We start from the raw sequence: 16,815 nt of genomic DNA on the forward strand, positions 1-16,815 counted from the left end.
TTTTTTTTGACATAAGCCTTATGAGAAATAGTTCTTAGGTTTTCCCTAGAATGTTCTTAGCTCTGTTGTTACAAGAGTGAAACGGTTTCGCCTAAAAAAACGTCAAGTATTTGACGACAAGTAAGCACCATCAGGAAACAGGGAGAAGTACCCATGCGCCTTTTAACCCCCCTCTGCAGCGCGGTTTTGCTGGCCATGGCCTGCACTTCTCAGGCTCAGGCCATGTCGTTGACCGACGCGATCCAAAGCACCATCGCGACACACCCCGAGCTTGCATCGCGCGTGGACGCGCGTCTGTCAGCGGATGAACAAGTGAAAGTCGCCAAAGGGGGCTTCTATCCATCGGTGGATTTGAACGCTGCCTACGGGCGCGGCTACAGCGATAACACCAACACCCGGGCCTTCGGTAATCACCACACCGAAATCCTCAATTACACCCAGTCGGAATTGCGCCTGCGGCAGATGCTGTTCGACGGGTTCAATACCGCCAATGAAGTCGAGCGCACCAAAGGCGTGTCCAACTCCCGGGCCTATTACGCCCAGGGCACCGCCCAGGATCTGGCCCTGCGCACCATCGAGGTCTACCTCGAAGTGCTCAAACGCCGTGAGCTGGTGACGCTGGCCACCAACAACCTGCAAGCGCACATGCGCGTTAACGACCAGATCGGCCTGCGCACCCAGCGCGGTGTCGGCAGCAACGCCGACTCCGATCAGTCCACCGCTCGCCGGGCCCTGGCGCAAAACAACCTCGACACCGCCGAAGTCGATCTGGCCGATGCCGAGTCAAACTTCTACAGCGTCGTCGGGCGCATGCCCGATGAACTCGAAGCACCGCCCTCGACCCGCGGCGAATTGCCCACCAGCCTGCCGGAAGCCCAGCAGAGCATGGTCGAGAACAACCCGTACCTGAAATCCGCCCAGGCCGACGTGCAATCGGCCGAGAGCCAGTACGAAGTCGCCAAGTCGCCGTTCTACCCACGCTTCGACGCCGAAGCCGCAGTGGGCGCGAACAACAACGTGCAGGGCGATGAAGGCCACGACAACGAATGGCGCGTCGGCGTGATCATGAACTACAACCTGTTCCGCGGCGGCAGCGACAAGGCACGCCTGGCCTCCGATGCGCACCAGATCAACCAGGCGATGGACATCCGCAACAACGCCCTGCGCCAGCTCAACGAAAACATTCACCTGGCCTGGAACGCCATGGTCAATGCCAAGAAACAAACCCCGACCGCCCGCGAATACGCGGAAACCACCCGGCGTGTACGCGCGGCCTATCAGGATCAGTTCGGCCTCGGCCAACGGACCCTGCTCGACTTGCTCGACAGTGAAAACGAGCTCTACAACGCCAACCGCCGCTACACCGAAGTGCGCTACACCGAGGAGTACTCGATGTACCGCGTACTGGCGAACATGGGCCAGTTGCTGAGCAAACAACGGGTGGTGCTGCCCGCCGATGCGATCGCCTCCTCGGAAGTGAAAAACGAAGCCCGTTTGCCTGAACTGAAATAACCCCCGTAAGAGCTGCCACAGGCTGCGATCTTTTGATTTTGATTTTTTAAGATCAAAAGATCGCAGCCTGCGGCAGCTCCTACGCCGGGAGGTGTGTGGTTACCTATGCCAACAGGAGCGATCAATTTGACCAGCATGGAACCCGGCAACAGTGGTGTCGATCCGCGCCTGAGCTTCGATGACCCGCTTCTGGACGGTCTGTTGATCCTCTGCAAACTCCACGACGCGGCCGTCAGCCGCGCCAGCCTGAGTGCCGGCCTGCCCCTGAACAAGCAACGCATGAGCCTGGATTTGCTGCCCCGCGCAGCGGCCCGGGCGAGTTTGCAGGCGCGCTTGCTCAGGCGCGACCTGGCAGATATTTCCGCGCTCAACCTGCCGGTTCTGCTCATCCTCAACAATGGCCGCACCGCCGTACTGCGGCGCTTTGGCGACGACGGTCAGTTGCTGATCCTGCCCAGCGAAGCCGAGGGCGGTGAACAATGGGTCAGCCGTGAAGAGCTGACCGCCAATTACAGTGGCCAGGCGTTGTTCGCCCGGCCGCGCCATGAACTCGAAGACCTGCGCTCGCCGCTGGTACCGCGCGTCGAAGCGTGGTTTCGCGACACGCTGAAACTGTCGAAATGGCTGTACAGCGATGCCATCCTCGCGAGTTTTTTGATCAACCTGCTGGGGCTGATGGTGCCCCTGTTCGTGATGCAGACCTACGACCGGGTGGTGCCGAACCAGGCCGTTTCGACCCTGTGGGTGTTGGCTATCGGCTTGCTGATCGGCACCGGATTCGAGCTGGTACTGCGGGTGGTCCGCGCCCACTTGCTGGACACCGCCGGCAAGAAAACCGACGTGATCCTCTCGGCAACCCTGTTCGAACGCATCACCGGCATGTCGATGAAAGCGCGGCCGGCGACCATCGGCGGTTTCGCCCAGAGCATCCATGACTTCCAGGGCCTGCGGGAATTCCTCACCGCCGTGACCCTGACCAGCCTGATCGACCTGCCCTTCGCCGTGCTGATGCTGGTGGTGATCGGCTTGCTCGGCGGCTGGCTGGTGGTGATTCCGCTGCTGGCGTTTCCGATCACGATCATCTTCGCGATGGTGATTCAGGTGCGTCTGCGCGATACCGTGCAGAAAAGTTTGAGCCTCGGTGCCGAACGCCAGGCGCTGCTGATCGAAACCCTCGGCGGCCTGGAAACCCTCAAGGCCTGCAGCGCCGAGAGCGAGCGCCAGCACAAATGGGAAAGCACCCACGGCGCCCTCACCCGCCTCGACAGCCATGCGCGCAACCTCTCGGCGCTGGCGACCAACGGCACACTGTTCGTCCAACAATTTTCCGGCATGGCGACCATCGTCGCCGGGGTCTACAGCATCATCGCCGGCAACCTCAGCGTCGGCGCACTGGTGGCGACCTACATGCTCGGCAGCCGCGTGTTGGCGCCGCTGGGGCAGATCGCCGGTTTGATCACCCGCTACCAGCAAGCGCAACTGACCATGAAAAGCACAGATGCGCTGATGTCCTTGCCGCAAGAACGCGATCCCAAACAACGGCCGCTGGAGCGCACACAACTGCAAGGCGCGATGGACGTCAGCGGCGTGACCTTCCACTACAACGGCCAGAACGCCCCGGCGCTGGCCAACATCAGTTTCAGCGTCAAACCTGGTGAGCGGATCGGCATCATCGGCCGTAGCGGTTCGGGCAAAAGCACCCTGGCGCGACTGGTGATGGGGTTCTACACACCGGAAGAAGGCCAACTGCTGCTCGATGGGCTGGACCTGCGGCAACTGGACGTCGCCGACCTGCGCCAACAGATCGGCTACGTCGCCCATGACTTGCCGCTGTTGGCCGGCAGCCTGCGCGACAACCTGACCCTCGGCGCCCGTTACGTCAGCGATTCGCGCATGCTCGAAGTGGCCGAGTTGACTGGCGTCACCGAACTCGCGCGCCAACATCCGCAAGGCTTCGACCGGCCGGTGGGTGAGCGCGGGCAATTGCTGTCCGGCGGTCAACGTCAGGCGGTATTACTGGCCCGGGCGTTGTTGCTCGACCCGCCGATCATGCTGCTCGACGAACCCACCAGCGCCATGGACAACAGCAGCGAGGACGTTCTGCGGCAAAAACTCCACAGTTGGGTCCAGGGCAAGACTTTGCTGCTGGTGACCCACCGTACTTCGATGCTGAGCCTGGTGGATCGGCTGGTGGTGCTGGACAACGGACGGATCGTGGCTGACGGTCCGAAAGAAGCGGTCATCGATGCACTGCGCAAGGGCCGTGTCGGCTCTGCGGCCGTCTAGGAGTTGCCCATGGCTCGCTCATCGTCCGATGTTTCAAAGGATCGCGGCTACTTCGGCAGCTTCAGTAAAAGCGCGGAAAGCGAATACATGCCGGAAACCGCCGGCGCGGCGTTGCAGGATTCTCCGCGCCTGTCGCGGATCACCGTGTGGCTGGCGGCAGGGTTGCTGATTTCGGCACTGGTCTGGGCCAAGTTTGCGGTGTTGCAGGAAGTGACCATGGGCGAAGGCAAGGCGATTCCGTCAAGCAAGGTCCAGGTGATCCAGAACCTGGAGGGCGGCATCGTCACTGAGATTTTCGTCCGTGAAGGGCAAATGGTGAACAAGGGCGACACCCTGCTGCGCCTGGATGACACGCGGTTTCTGTCGAACAAGGGCGAAAGCGAGGCGGATCGTTATGCCCTGACCGCGCAGGTCGAGCGCTTGTCCGCCGAGGCTGAAGGACGGCCGTTCAAGCTCTCCCCCGAAGTGATCGCCAAGGCACCGCAAGTGGCCGAGGACGAACGCTCGCTGTACGAACAACGGCAACGGCGCCTGGCCAGCGAACAACGCACCTTGACCGAACAACTTCGGCAAAAAACCCAGGAACTGGCGGAATTCCGCTCGAAACAGGGGCAATTCAGTTCGAGCCTGGCGTTGCTGAACCAAGAGATGAACATGTCCGCGCCGCTGGTGGGCACCGGGGCGGTTTCGCCGGTTGAGATCCTGCGGTTGAAACGCAGCGCGGTGGAGATTCGCGGGTCGTTGAATGCGACGACCCTGGCCATCCCCCGGGCGGAATCGGCAATCAACGAGATCAAAAGCAAGATCGATGAATCGGAACAATCTTTCCGCTCGGACGCGGCCAAGGAGCTGAATGAGAAACGCACCGACCTGTCAAAAATCACCGCCTCCAGCATTGCCATCGACGACCGCGTGACCCGCACCACGGTGGTGTCGCCGGTGCACGGGATCATCAAGGTGCTGAAGGTCAACACCATCGGCGGCGTGGTCCAGCCGGGCAGCGACATGGTGGAAATCGTACCGTTGGAAGACAATCTGCTGATCGAAGCGAAGGTCCGGCCGCAGGACGTGGCGTTCCTGCATCCGGGGCAGAAAGCCATGGTCAAGTTCAGTGCCTATGACTACACGATCTACGGTGGGTTGAGCGCCAAGTTGGAGTTGATCGGCGCGGACACAATTACCGATGACAAGGGCAACAGCTTCTATCTGATTCAGGTGCGCACCGACAAGAATCACTTGGGCGGGGATGTGAAACCGCTGCTGATCATTCCGGGGATGGTGGCGACGGTGGACATTATTACCGGGGAGAAAAGTGTGCTGGATTACCTGCTCAAACCGGTGCTGAAGGCGCGGACTGAGGCGATGCGCGAACGCTGATCGGTGATCGTTCCCACGCTCCGCGTAGGAACGATCATTGGGGGCCGTGATTACGCTGAAAAACCTCCTCCCCCATCGCCGCAATCTGCCCCTCGATCAACGCGTCGAAGGGCTTCAACAACGGCTCGAATGACGTCGGCGCTTCGAGCGTCTGCAACGCTTGCACAATCGCCTCCACCGTCGACAACGCCCCCGGCCCCGGTGCCTTGCGCAAGCGATACCGCGACACGCCGCCCTCCACCAACGTCACGCGGGGCAACGCCGCCAGCAACGGATTGAGGTGCAACATCTTGCGCGCCTTGCGCCACGTGCCGTCCGGGACCACCAGCAACAGCGGCTGATCATTTTCGGCATAACCCTGCAATGGCTGCGCCTCTTCGGCGGGGAACAACAACCGCGCCTGATAACCGGGTTGCTTCAACAAGGCCGGCAAATCCTCGAACACCTCACCGACGATCAACACGGCATTCTTCAGGCCCAACGCTGCCAACCGCGCGGTGTTCAACGCATGGTTCACTTCGCTCGGATGCTGCAACAGCAACACTCGGGTGCGGCTGTCGAGGCTCGGGATCAGCGGGCACAGGCAATGGGTTTGCGGACGCAGGCAGCGGGGGCATTGGATTCTGGACATAGTCTTAAGCCTGGTTGAGCTGAGCTTTGAGCAAATCGCGGAAGGTCTGGATCAGCGGTTCGCGGCTGCGGCCTCGGCGCACGATCATCGAGAACGGTGCCTGATAACCGAAGGTCGCCGGCAGCAACACGCGCAAATCGCCTTTGTCGGCCCAGGCCTGGGCGTAGTGCTCCGGCAGGTAGCCGATGTAGGCGCCGGACAGCACCAGGATCAGCTGCGCTTCCATACTTTCCACGGTGGCGGCGCTGTGTTTGAAGCCGTGACGGGCCAGTTCCGCCTGGCTCCAGTAGCCGCGACCGACCATCCGTTGCTGGGTGATGACTTGCTCGGGAATGCGCCGCTCGGTGAACAACGGGTGACGGCTGCTGCAATACAGCCAGTGCTGCTCGCGGTACAGCGGCATGTAGACCAGGCCGCTCATGCGCGTGGAAAACGCGCCGATGGCCAGATCGAGACGGTTGTCCTGCACGCCGAGTTGCAGTTCGTAGGGACTCATCACCGACAAATGCAAATGCACCGCCGGATGTTCCTGGCTGTAGGCGCCGATGGCTTCGGCGAAGGGCAAGGCCTTGTCGCTGACGGTGGAGTCGATGACGCCGAGGTTCAGGGTGCCGCGCAGTTCGCCTTTCAGTGCTGCGGCGTATTGCTCGAAGCCTTCGAGTTCGCCCAACAGGCGCAGGGTTTCCTGGTGGAACAACTCGCCTTTGCTGGTCAGGCTGAACCCGCCGCGACCGCGATGACAGAGCACCAGGCCCAGCGCCGCTTCGAGCTGGCTCATGTAGGTGCTGATCGCCGAGGTCGAGAGGTTGAGCTCCTGCTGGGCGTTGGCAAACCCCTGATGGCGGACCACGCTGACGAAAATGCGCAACAGTTTCAGGTCGGGTAAAGCGTTGGCCATGGGGTTCTCCACCGGTCGATCGTTCCCACGCTCTGCGTGGGAATGCAGCCCGTGACGCTCTGCGTCACATGCATAAAAGAGCGGGACGCGGAGCGTCCGTGGATGCATTCCCACGCAGAGCGTGGGAACGATCATGCGGAGGAGTCTATCGCCGCACTTGCCATTAGTTTAGAAAAATCTGAACTAAGTATTTGCCCGTAGCGATTCTTCCCGCCCACTGCATTTCGCATGATCGGCCCACAGCGGTGCCCGTCCCTCCCGTGAACGGCGCGCCGACATAAATAAAACAACGACGATGAGGCCTTACCCGTGGACAAGATTCTTCACCAACCACTGGGCGGCAACGAAATGCCGCGCTTCGGCGGCATCGCCACCATGATGCGACTCCCCCACCTGACTACCGCTGCCGGCCTGGACGCTGCCTTCATTGGCGTGCCGCTGGACATCGGCACCTCCCTGCGCCCCGGCACCCGTTTCGGACCTCGCGAAATTCGCGCTGAATCGGTAATGATCCGCCCGTACAACATGGCCACCGGCGCCGCGCCGTTCGATTCGCTGTCGGTTGCCGACATCGGCGACGTAGCGATCAACACCTTCAACCTGCTGGACGCCGTGCGGATCATCGAAGAGTCGTACCACGACATCCTCGAACACGACGTGATCCCGCTGACCCTCGGCGGCGACCACACCATCACCCTGCCGATCCTGCGTGCCATCCATAAAAAGCACGGCAAGGTGGGCCTGGTGCACATCGACGCTCACGCTGATGTGAACGATCACATGTTTGGCGAGAAAATCGCCCACGGCACCACCTTCCGTCGCGCCGTCGAAGAAGGTCTTCTCGACCCGGACCGCGTGGTGCAAATTGGCCTGCGCGCCCAGGGTTACACCGCCGAAGACTTCAACTGGAGCCGTAAACAAGGCTTCCGCGTGGTTCAGGCCGAAGAGTGCTGGCACAAATCCCTGGCACCGCTGATGGCCGAAGTTCGCGAGAAAGTTGGCGGCGGTCCGGTGTACCTGAGTTTCGACATCGACGGCATCGACCCGGCCTGGGCCCCTGGCACCGGCACCCCGGAAATCGGTGGCCTGACGACCATTCAGGCGATTGAAATCGTGCGTGGCTGCCAAGGCCTCGACCTGGTCGGCTGCGATCTGGTAGAAGTCTCGCCCGCTTATGACACCACCGGCAACACCTCGCTGCTGGCCGCCAACCTGCTGTACGAAATGCTCTGCGTACTGCCTGGCGTGGCCCACCGCTGAGGACTGGTCATGAACGAACGCGATCAGGTTTTGAAAGCCGCCGCCGATCTGGTGACTGCTTTCGCCCGTAACGATCGCGAAGCCTACTTCGGCGCATTCAGCGCCGATGCCAGCTTCGTGTTCTACACCCTCGAACAGCCCCTGCTGTCGCGCGACGCCTACCAGGCGTTGTGGGACAACTGGCGTTCCGAGGATGGCTTCGAGGTGCTGTCATGCACCTCAAGCAACGCCTTCGTCAGCCTGCAAGGTGACGTGGCGATTTTCATCCATGACGTGGCCACCGAGCTGCGCATGCAAGGGGAGCAACACTTCAGCCAGGAGCGCGAGACGATTGTGTTTCGCCGACAACAACAAGGCCTATGGCTGGCCTGCCACGAACATTTGTCCGCAATGCCGGAAGGGCTGCCACCCCCTTAGCCAAACAGGTGACGCTCACACACGATGAGCGCGCCTTTATGATCGGAGCTGATCATGAATAACAACAACAAAGACAAAGACCAAAGCCTTACGCACATTGAAACCTACGGGGTCGAACAGATCCCGGACAGCGAACGTACCGCAGGCCCGACGGACTTGTTCCGCATGATTTTCGGCGGTTCCAACACCTTTGCCACCGCCGTGCTCGGCAGTTTCCCGGTGCTGTTCGGCCTGTCATTCCAGGCCGGTGTCTGGGCGATTGTGCTGGGCGTGTTGCTGGGTTCGCTGATCCTCGCGCCGATGGGCCTGTTCGGCCCGATCAATGGCACCAATAACGCCGTGTCTTCCGGTGCGCACTTCGGCGTGCACGGGCGGATCGTCGGTTCGTTCCTGTCGCTGTTGACCGCCATCGCCTTCTTCTCGCTCTCGGTGTGGAGTTCGGGGGATGCGTTGATTGGTGGCGCGAAACGCTTGATCGGTCTGCCGGAAACCGACCTGACGTTGGGCCTGGCCTACGGTCTGTTCGCGATCCTGGTGCTGACGGTGTGCATCTACGGTTTCCGCTTCCTGCTGTGGGTCAACAAGATCGCGGTGTGGAGCGCCAGCCTGCTGTTCCTGCTGGGCATCTTCGCCTTCGCCGGGCCTTTCGATGTGAACTTCGCCGGCACCGTCAGCATGGGTCAACCAGGGTTCTGGGCCGCGTTCATCGGCGCTGCATTGGTGGCGATGAGCAACCCGATTTCCTTCGGCGCGTTCCTCGGTGACTGGTCGCGCTACATCCCTCGCGATACGCCAAAAGGCCGGATCATGGCGGCGGTGGTGATCTCACAGATTGCCACGTTCATCCCGTTCCTGTTCGGCCTGACCACCGCGACCATCGTGGCGATCAAGGCGCCGGACTACATCGCGGCCAACAACTATGTCGGCGGTCTGCTGGCGGTTTCGCCGAGCTGGTTCTTCCTGCCGGTGTGTCTGATTGCAGTGATCGGCGGCATGTCCACCGGCACCACGTCGCTGTATGGCACCGGGCTGGACATGTCCAGCGTGTTCCCTCGAGTGCTGTCGCGGGTCAAAGCAACGCTGTTGATCGGCGTGATGTCGATTGCCTTCATCTTCATCGGGCGCTTCGCAGCGAACCTGGTGCAGAGCGTGTCGACCTTCGCCGTGCTGATCATCACCTGCACCACGCCATGGATGGTGATCATGATCATCGGCCTGGTGGTGCGTCGCGGCTTCTACTGCCCGGACGACCTGCAAGTGTTCACCCGCGGCGAAAAAGGTGGCCGCTACTGGTTCACCCACGGCTGGAACTGGCGTGGCCTGGGTGCCTGGATCCCGAGTGCGCTGGTGGGTTTGTGCTTCGTGAACCTGCCGGGGCAGTTCGTCGGTGTGCTGGGCAATTTGGCCGGCGGCATCGACATCAGCCTGCCGGTGACCCTGGGCCTGGCCTCGCTGGTGTACTTCGCGCTGCTGAGCCTGTTTCCGGAACCGCGGGAAGTGTTCGGCCCGCAGGATGCGCGTAGCAAAGGCACGGATTCGCTCGGTAAACCAGCGATGCGCCAAGCCGCCTGATAAACAAAACGTGCTGATAGGGCGAATACCTGTGGCGAGGGAGCTTGCTCCCGCTCGACTGCGCAGCAGTCGCAAAACAGGCGATTGAGTTTCTTCAGCAGAAATTCGGTTGCAGGGTTTGGGGCTGCTTCGCAGCCCAGCGGGAGCAAGCTCCCTCGCCACAAAACCCCCATCATAGCAATGCAATTCAGCTCACCATAAAAAAGACAATCGGAGACACGCCATCATGGCATTGGATTTATTCGTCGTACTCATCTACGCCGCCGCGATGCTGATTCTCGGCTATTACGGCATGCGCAAAGCCAAGACCAACGAAGACTTTTTGGTCGCCGGTCGTAACCTCGGCCCGAGCCTGTACATGGGCACCATGGCCGCCACCGTGCTGGGCGGTGCGTCCACCGTCGGCACCGTGCGTCTGGGCTACGTCCATGGCATCTCCGGTTTCTGGCTGTGTGCTGCCCTGGGTTGCGGGATCGTCGCGCTGAACCTGTTCCTCGCCAAACCGCTGTTGAAACTGAAGATCTACACCGTTACCCAGGTTCTGGAAAAACGCTACAACCCGATGGCCCGCTCGGCGAGCGCGGTGATCATGCTGGCGTACGCGCTGATGATCGGCGTGACCTCGATCCTGGCGATCGGCACCGTGCTGCAAGTGCTGTTCGGCCTGCCGTTCTGGATTTCGGTGTTGCTCGGCGGTGGCGTGGTGGTGATCTACTCGGCGATCGGCGGCATGTGGTCGCTGACCCTGACCGACATCGTCCAGTTCGTGATCAAGACCGTGGGCCTGATGTTCATCCTGTTGCCGATCTGCCTGTACCGCGTCGGTGGTTGGGACGAGTTGGTGCTGAAACTGCCGGCGACGGCCTTCAGCTTCACCACCATCGGTTGGGACACCATCATCACCTACTTCATGATCTACTTCTTCGGGATCCTGATCGGCCAGGACATCTGGCAGCGTGTGTTCACCGTCAAGTCGGCCAAAGTCGCGCAGTACGCCGGTACGTTCGCCGGTTTCTATTGCATCCTCTACGGCCTGGCCTGCGCCCTGATCGGCATGGCCGCTCACGTGCTGATCCCGGACCTGGACAACGTCAACAACGCCTTCGCCGCCATCGTTAAGCTGTCCCTGCCGGACGGTATCCGTGGCCTGGTGATCGCTGCGGCACTGGCCGCCATGATGTCCACCGCCAGCGCCGGCCTGCTCGCCGCTGCCACTACACTGACCGAAGACCTGCTGCCGAAACTGCGCGGCGGCAAACAGTCGAGCCTGCGCATCAACCGTCTGTTCACCCTGATGACCGGCATTGTCGTACTCGGCATCGCCCTGATTGTGAATGACGTGATCAGCGCCCTGACCCTGGCCTACAACCTGTTGGTGGGCGGCATGCTGATCCCGCTGATGGGTGCGATCTTCTGGAAACGCGCGACCACCGCTGGCGCCATCGCCAGCATGGGCATGGGCTTCGCCACGGCGCTGGTATTCATGTTCAAGGATGGTCTGGATGCCAACACGCCGATCTACTACAGCCTGGGTGTGGGTCTGGTGAGCTTTGTCTTGGTCAGCCTGTTGTCCCGTCGCCCGGCAGTGGTGGCGAGCGCGATCTAAGCTTTCCATAAAGAACTGATGCTTTCTTCGACGGGTGTGGCGTCGGTTGCCACACCCGTTTTTTTTCGTCTGGAGAAAACCTTTGATGAAGATTGTTTCTCGCGATCAGTGGTTCGAAGTGAAAAACCTGGCCGACGGCATTCGCCTGATTCACGAGCCTTACATTCGGCCCTTCTACCGCTGCAACCTCTGGCACATCCAGGGCCGCGACAAGGACTTGCTGCTGGACAGCGGCTCAGGGCTGGTGAGCCTGCGCGAACAATTGCCGTGGATCACCGAGCGACCGTTGGTGGCGGTGGCCAGTCATTGTCATTTCGACCACATCGCCGGGCATCACGAATTCCCTGAACGGCTGGTGCATCCGGCTGAAGCGCAGATCCTCGCCGCGCCCGATGGCGAGAACACCTTGAGCACGGCGTTTGTCGGCGACGAGATGTTCGAAGCGCACCCGGACTGCCCGTTGTGCTACGCCGAATACCGGGTCAAAGCCGCGCCGGCCACCGGGATGATTGAGGAAGGTGATGTGCTGGACCTGGGTGATCGCGTGCTGCAAGTGCTGCACACGCCGGGGCATTCGCCGGGCGGCATCAGCCTGTATGAAGCCGCGACCGAAACCCTGTTCAGCGGCGACATCATCTACGACGGACCGTTGATCGAAGATGCCTACCACTCCAACCTCGACGACTACGCCCGCAGTTTGCAACGCTTGCGCGCGCTGCCGATCCGCACGGTGCATGGCGGGCATTTCGGCAGTTTTTCCGGGGAGCATTTGCGCACGATGATTGACGAGTGGCAGCGCTGCCACGGCTGAAGCCTGCTGTACTCAGCCCAGGGACAACAACAATAACGCCCGCGAAGAACGACAATGAAAAGAGCCGCCGTTCGTGCTGCCGTGCACCGCTTTATCAGCCGCCTGCTGGAAGGACGGGATGACTTCGACGCCAACACCAGCCTGGCGCAGTTGGGGTTGGATAAAGAGGATATCGAAGAGCTGATCTTTCACTTGGAAGATGAGTTGGGGTTGACGGCGTTTACGGCGGAGGAAGACCAGATGCTCAAGAACGCCAGGACGGCGGAAGATTTGAGTCGGTTTTTGGTGAGGATTGGGCGGGATTGAATTAACGCAGCTCTTGTAGCAGCTGTCGAGCACCGCGAGGCAGCGTTCGGCGACGAAGTCGTCGTGAGATCAACCGGCTCGGTGTATCAGGAAAATTATGCACGCAGGGTTTACGGCTGCTTTGCAGCCGAACGCTGCCTCGCGGTGCTCGACAGCTGCTACACGCACTGCTCGGCGGCGACTACGGCCACTTCGTTACCGGCGGCGCGGCTGGCGTCGGCGCTGTTCGTCGTCAGTGCGAATAGGCACAGGTTGCAGAGGCGGTTCGATCAAACCGAGTGCGACACCCAGATCGTGCAGCCAGTTTTGGATTTTCTCTTTCATGGTGCCCCCTTCAGGGTAGTGCCGAGTGGCGGAATTCTGTAGCCACTTCGCACTGATAATAGTCCGAAGTCCTACGCAATGCTCACCCAAGATCGCAATGATCTGTTACTGAATGGATCAAAATAGCTGACCGTTAGTTCAAGCCGTCGCCAGTGCCTGGCTCGGCACCGCGGGATAGACCATCTGTTGCTGTTCCAGCCACGCATTCAAATTCGCCCCGAGCATGCCTTTGCGCCACATCAGCCAAGTGGTGGCACTGGCAAACGGCTCGGCCAACGGGTGCACCGCTACGCTTTCACGGCCCGGAAGGCTGGCGAGCATCGACTCCGACATCAGTGCCACACCCGAGCCGGCGATCACGCAGGCGAGCATCCCCGGATAGGACTCGATCTCTATCGCCCGCCCCATCGCCGCGTGGTCATGGGCGAACCAGGCTTCCAGGCGCATCCGGTAGGAACATCCCTGGCGAAAGGTGAACACCGAGCGCCCTTGCACATCCAGTGCGCTGAGGATCGGCGGGTGACCGGCCTCGCTGATCAGCACCAACCGCTCGTCGCACAGTGGCACGCCATCGAGGCCAGCCAGCTCCAGCGGGCCGTCCACCAGTGCGGCATCGAGGCGCCCGGTGAGCAGGCCTTCAAGCAATTCACCGCTGGGGCCGGACTGCACTTGCAGGTTCACCGCCGGGTACGTGCGGTGATAGCGCGCCAGCAAGCCTGGAAGGTGGATAGCGGCCGTGCTGTACATGGTGCCGAGCACGAAGTCGCCGGCCGGTTGCCCGCCCTGCACCGCCGCGCTGGCTTCGTCGTGCAGCGCGAACAGCTTGGCGGTGTAGTCCAGCAGGACTTTTCCCGCAGGCGATAACTGCAAACGCTGACGTTCACGCAGGAAAAGTTCGACACCGAGTTGCTCTTCCAGCTGTTTCAGCCGGGTCGACAGGTTCGACGGCACCCGGTGCAGGCGTTCGGCCGCTCGGGTAATGGAGCCCTCTTGCGCGACGGCCTGGAAGATCCGCAATTGGCTGAATTCCACACCTTTCTCCTATACAGAACAAGTTACTCACTATTATTCATTTTTAAAGAAAGTCAATCAGTCCTAGCCTGACGGTCATTGTTCCATTGCTGGAGTTCGGGCCATGTCGCCGCTGATTCGCTTAACCGCCAGTTTCATCGCCCTGATGATGGCCATGGGCATTGGGCGTTTCGCCCTGACGCCGCAACTGCCGCACCTGCTCAGCGAAGGTCAGATCGACTTGACTGCCGCTGGTCTGATTGCGGCGGCAAACTACCTCGGTTACTTCGTCGGTGCGGTGGACGCGATGTTTGCCCGCCGCCATCACCATGTTCGTCTGCGCCTGTTGGGTGGCTTGTGGCTCTGTGTGCTGCTGACCCTGGCATCGTTCTGGGCCAATGGCTTCTGGTCCCATCTACTGCTGCGCTTCGGCACTGGCGTGGCCAGCGCCTGGGTGCTGGTGATGATTACTGCGTTGAGCCAGCCACTTGCAGCCGCAGTCGGTCGTCCACGGCTTGGCGCGCTGGTGTTTGCCGGACCGGGTTTGGGGATTTTTCTGACGGGGTTGTTGGCCTTGGGCTCACACCTGCTGGGACAAACTTCCGCGACCTTGTGGCTGGTGTATGCCGCTGTCGCGCTGGTGATGTTGCTGGGGATTCTGCCGTTCCTGCCACAGCCGACTGCCTCGGTTGCAGCGCCGACCGTTACGTCATCGGGCAACCAGGGCATCGGCCGTTTAAGCGTGATTTACGGCTTGTACGGCTTGGGCTACATCATCCCGGCCACATTCCTCTCGCAAATGGCCAACGCGCAGTTCCACGGGCAATGGATGGCGGATCTGTTCTGGCCATGCTTCGGTCTCGCGGCTGCGATCGGGGTGCTGCTGGTGAGTTTGCGTCGACACACCCTGAACGCCACGCGCCATTGGCTGATCGCGACCTTATGGCTGCAAGCCGCCGGGGTCTTCGCCTGTTTGCTGGGCAGCGGCCCGGGCCTGGCGTTGGGCGTGCTCCTCTGCGGCACGCCATTCCTGGCCTGCATGCAATTGGTGATGCAACGCTCCCGGGAACTGGCGCCCCACGCCACCCAGCGCAACGCCGGGCTGCTGACCGCGTGCTTCGCGGTTGGTCAACTTGCCGGGCCGTTACTGGCCGCATCAAGCAGCCATTTCAGTGGCGGTTTGCAGCCTGCGCTGATAGTCGCCGGCAGCGGTTTGCTGATCGCCGGCGGTTTGCTGCTGAGCCCGCTCACTGCTGGCCGAGGGCTTTGCGCAGACGACGGCGCACCCATTGCTCAGCGCTGACAAAGGTGATGCCGAGCAACACCAGCACGGCGCCGATCACGAAGTTGAGGCTCAGGTCTTCACCCAGCAACACCACGCCAAATGTCACGCCGAACAGTGGCGTCATGAACGAAAACACCGCCAGGTTCGCCGCCAGATAGCGGCGCAACAACCAGAACCAGGTCAGGTAACTGAAGAACGACACCACCAAACCCTGGAACAGCACGCTGGCCACCGCGACGGTGGTCAGGCTGACATGGGTGACCTGGCCGCTAAGGACCGCGATCAGCAACAGGCCGACGAAACCGACGATCAGTTGATAGAACAGGGTCAGGGTCACGGGCGCTTCCGACAGGCGCGAGGCGCGCACCACTACGGTGGTCGCACCCCACGAAGCGCCGGCCAATACGCCCAACGCATCGCCCATCAACATGCGGTGATCAAGATTGTCCCAGGACACACCGCCGGCAAACGCGATGGCGATCCCGACAAACGCGAGAAAAATCCCCAGCCATTGCACCGGTCTTAAACGTTCGCTCGGCAACAGCCAATGCACGCCCAACGCGGTAAAGATCGGCGCGGTGTAGAGAAACACTGACATGTGCGCTGCGGTAGTCAGTTGCAGGCCTTCGGAAATGAAGAAGAACTCCAGGCCAAACAGCGCACCGGCCAGTAGTCCGCCGCGCCACGTATGGCTGACCTGATCCCAACCGCCCTTCCAGCAGATGAGAAGTCCTACAAGCAAAGCCGAAATACCCGAACGCCCGGCGGCTTGCATGACCGGCGCGATGTCGGGTGCCGCCCATTTGATCATCACTTGCTGCACGCCCCAGATCAGGCACAGCCCGAGCATCACTTGCAGGGCAAACCCATCGGCGCTACGCCGGGAGGCGCTCACCGGAACACCTCGAAAACACAATCCATGGCAGTGACTCGACCGTAAAAAGCAAAGCCTCGACTCAGGGTCGGGGGCGAAAAATCAGGTTGTCGATTATTAACCAGTTGGCCAGAAAATGCCGCCTGAAGTGGACGTCTGGATTCCCGATTGCGTCATCAGCGCTGCCGGTTGCTATAGCTTGGCCTTCGTCAGCTTGTTCGCCACAAAATAACCGACGGAACAGCTCACGCACGTCGCAAAAGTGCCCCATGCCATATCCATCAATGCCAACTGCGCCGACCATCCCTGCAGCGTCGCCCAGTTGCTCAAGTCATAAGTGCCATAAGCCACCACCCCCAACAACGCCCCCAGGCGCGCGGCCCGCTGCCAGCTCAGGGCCGGCAACACCACGAACACCACACAACCGAAGACATAAAGGAGATAGAACACCGCTGCCGGGGCCAGCAGCGGTTGATCGAGCATCAAGGGGCCGAGCAGCGCGCTGTAGGTCGGCGCCATCAACACGCCGAGCCAGAGGCCGTCGAGCAGGAGAAACGCCAGCAAGGTGCTGACGTAAGCGAACCACGCCTTTTTCATGATATCCGGCCTCATGTGAACTTCGCGAGCTGCCGAAGGCTGCCCCTA

Annotated in this window: 16 protein-coding genes; 10 read left to right on the forward strand and 6 right to left on the reverse strand. The window is 61.1% G+C overall.

What is annotated here, in order from left to right; translation table 11 throughout:
* The first annotated feature begins 153 nt into the window (after positions 1-153).
* The 3 genes from HKK53_RS12625 to HKK53_RS12635 all read left to right on the forward strand — a co-directional run bounded on the left by HKK53_RS12625 (position 154) and on the right by HKK53_RS12635 (position 5,175).
* A complete protein-coding gene (locus HKK53_RS12625; RefSeq protein ID WP_169371087.1) occupies positions 154-1,512 on the forward strand; it encodes a TolC family outer membrane protein in 1,359 nt (452 codons plus the stop codon).
* A gap of 126 nt (positions 1,513-1,638) precedes the next feature.
* Complete coding sequence (locus tag HKK53_RS12630; protein WP_169371088.1) at positions 1,639-3,798, forward strand: type I secretion system permease/ATPase; 2,160 nt, start codon at positions 1,639-1,641, stop codon at positions 3,796-3,798.
* 9 nt (positions 3,799-3,807) lie between these two features.
* Positions 3,808-5,175 carry an HlyD family type I secretion periplasmic adaptor subunit gene (locus HKK53_RS12635; protein ID WP_169371089.1) on the forward strand — a complete coding sequence of 456 codons (1,368 nt, stop codon included), beginning with the start codon at positions 3,808-3,810 and terminating at the stop codon, positions 5,173-5,175.
* A 34-nt stretch (positions 5,176-5,209) separates the two neighbouring features.
* On the opposite strand, the gene HKK53_RS12640 is transcribed toward HKK53_RS12635, so the two are convergent.
* A complete protein-coding gene (locus tag HKK53_RS12640) occupies positions 5,210-5,806 on the reverse strand; it encodes a tRNA-uridine aminocarboxypropyltransferase (RefSeq protein ID WP_169371090.1) in 597 nt (198 codons plus the stop codon).
* Positions 5,807-5,810: 4 nt separating this feature from the next.
* The gene (locus tag HKK53_RS12645) at positions 5,811-6,704 is read right to left on the reverse strand and encodes a LysR family transcriptional regulator (protein ID WP_007945995.1); all 894 of its coding nucleotides are present in this window, start codon (positions 6,702-6,704) and stop codon (positions 5,811-5,813) included.
* 309 nt (positions 6,705-7,013) lie between these two features.
* Between HKK53_RS12645 and speB the strand changes: the two genes are divergently transcribed.
* The 6 genes from speB to HKK53_RS12675 all read left to right on the forward strand — a co-directional run bounded on the left by speB (position 7,014) and on the right by HKK53_RS12675 (position 12,676).
* Entirely contained in the window at positions 7,014-7,964 is a 951-nt protein-coding gene (gene speB / locus HKK53_RS12650; RefSeq protein ID WP_123406413.1) for an agmatinase, read from the forward strand.
* A gap of 9 nt (positions 7,965-7,973) precedes the next feature.
* Complete coding sequence (locus HKK53_RS12655; RefSeq protein WP_169371091.1) at positions 7,974-8,381, forward strand: YybH family protein; 408 nt, start codon at positions 7,974-7,976, stop codon at positions 8,379-8,381.
* A 54-nt stretch (positions 8,382-8,435) separates the two neighbouring features.
* The gene (locus HKK53_RS12660; protein WP_169371092.1) at positions 8,436-9,953 is read left to right on the forward strand and encodes a purine-cytosine permease family protein; all 1,518 of its coding nucleotides are present in this window, start codon (positions 8,436-8,438) and stop codon (positions 9,951-9,953) included.
* 226 nt (positions 9,954-10,179) lie between these two features.
* Complete coding sequence (locus HKK53_RS12665) at positions 10,180-11,559, forward strand: sodium:solute symporter (protein ID WP_169371093.1); 1,380 nt, start codon at positions 10,180-10,182, stop codon at positions 11,557-11,559.
* An 85-nt stretch (positions 11,560-11,644) separates the two neighbouring features.
* Positions 11,645-12,370 carry an MBL fold metallo-hydrolase gene (locus tag HKK53_RS12670; RefSeq protein ID WP_169371094.1) on the forward strand — a complete coding sequence of 242 codons (726 nt, stop codon included), beginning with the start codon at positions 11,645-11,647 and terminating at the stop codon, positions 12,368-12,370.
* A 54-nt stretch (positions 12,371-12,424) separates the two neighbouring features.
* Positions 12,425-12,676: an acyl carrier protein gene (locus tag HKK53_RS12675; RefSeq protein WP_169371095.1), complete on the forward strand. Its 252-nt coding sequence runs from the start codon at positions 12,425-12,427 to the stop codon at positions 12,674-12,676.
* A 195-nt stretch (positions 12,677-12,871) separates the two neighbouring features.
* Here HKK53_RS12675 and HKK53_RS32800 read toward each other — a convergent pair whose 3' ends face one another.
* Both HKK53_RS32800 and ptrR read right to left on the reverse strand, forming a co-directional pair.
* Positions 12,872-13,000, reverse strand: a complete 129-nt coding sequence (locus HKK53_RS32800; protein WP_003184145.1) for a PA1414 family protein — start codon at positions 12,998-13,000, stop codon at positions 12,872-12,874.
* Positions 13,001-13,138: 138 nt separating this feature from the next.
* Positions 13,139-14,032, reverse strand: a complete 894-nt coding sequence (gene ptrR, locus HKK53_RS12680; protein WP_169371096.1) for a putrescine utilization regulator PtrR — start codon at positions 14,030-14,032, stop codon at positions 13,139-13,141.
* A 103-nt stretch (positions 14,033-14,135) separates the two neighbouring features.
* Here ptrR and HKK53_RS12685 point away from each other — a divergent pair, with 103 nt between their 5' ends.
* Positions 14,136-15,314 carry an MFS transporter gene (locus HKK53_RS12685; protein WP_169371097.1) on the forward strand — a complete coding sequence of 393 codons (1,179 nt, stop codon included), beginning with the start codon at positions 14,136-14,138 and terminating at the stop codon, positions 15,312-15,314.
* Here the strand turns inward: HKK53_RS12685 and HKK53_RS12690 are convergent.
* Together HKK53_RS12690 and HKK53_RS12695 are read right to left on the reverse strand one after the other, a co-directional pair.
* Positions 15,259-16,191: a DMT family transporter gene (locus tag HKK53_RS12690; protein ID WP_169371098.1), complete on the reverse strand. Its 933-nt coding sequence runs from the start codon at positions 16,189-16,191 to the stop codon at positions 15,259-15,261. The genes HKK53_RS12685 and HKK53_RS12690 overlap by 56 nt on opposite strands.
* Before the next feature lie 171 nt (positions 16,192-16,362).
* Positions 16,363-16,767, reverse strand: coding sequence for a DUF2177 family protein (locus HKK53_RS12695; protein ID WP_169371099.1), 405 nt, complete (start codon positions 16,765-16,767; stop codon positions 16,363-16,365).
* Between the last annotated feature and the right edge of the window lie 48 nt (positions 16,768-16,815).

It is taken from the genome of Pseudomonas sp. ADAK7, assembly GCF_012935675.1.
Classification (GTDB): domain Bacteria; phylum Pseudomonadota; class Gammaproteobacteria; order Pseudomonadales; family Pseudomonadaceae; genus Aquipseudomonas.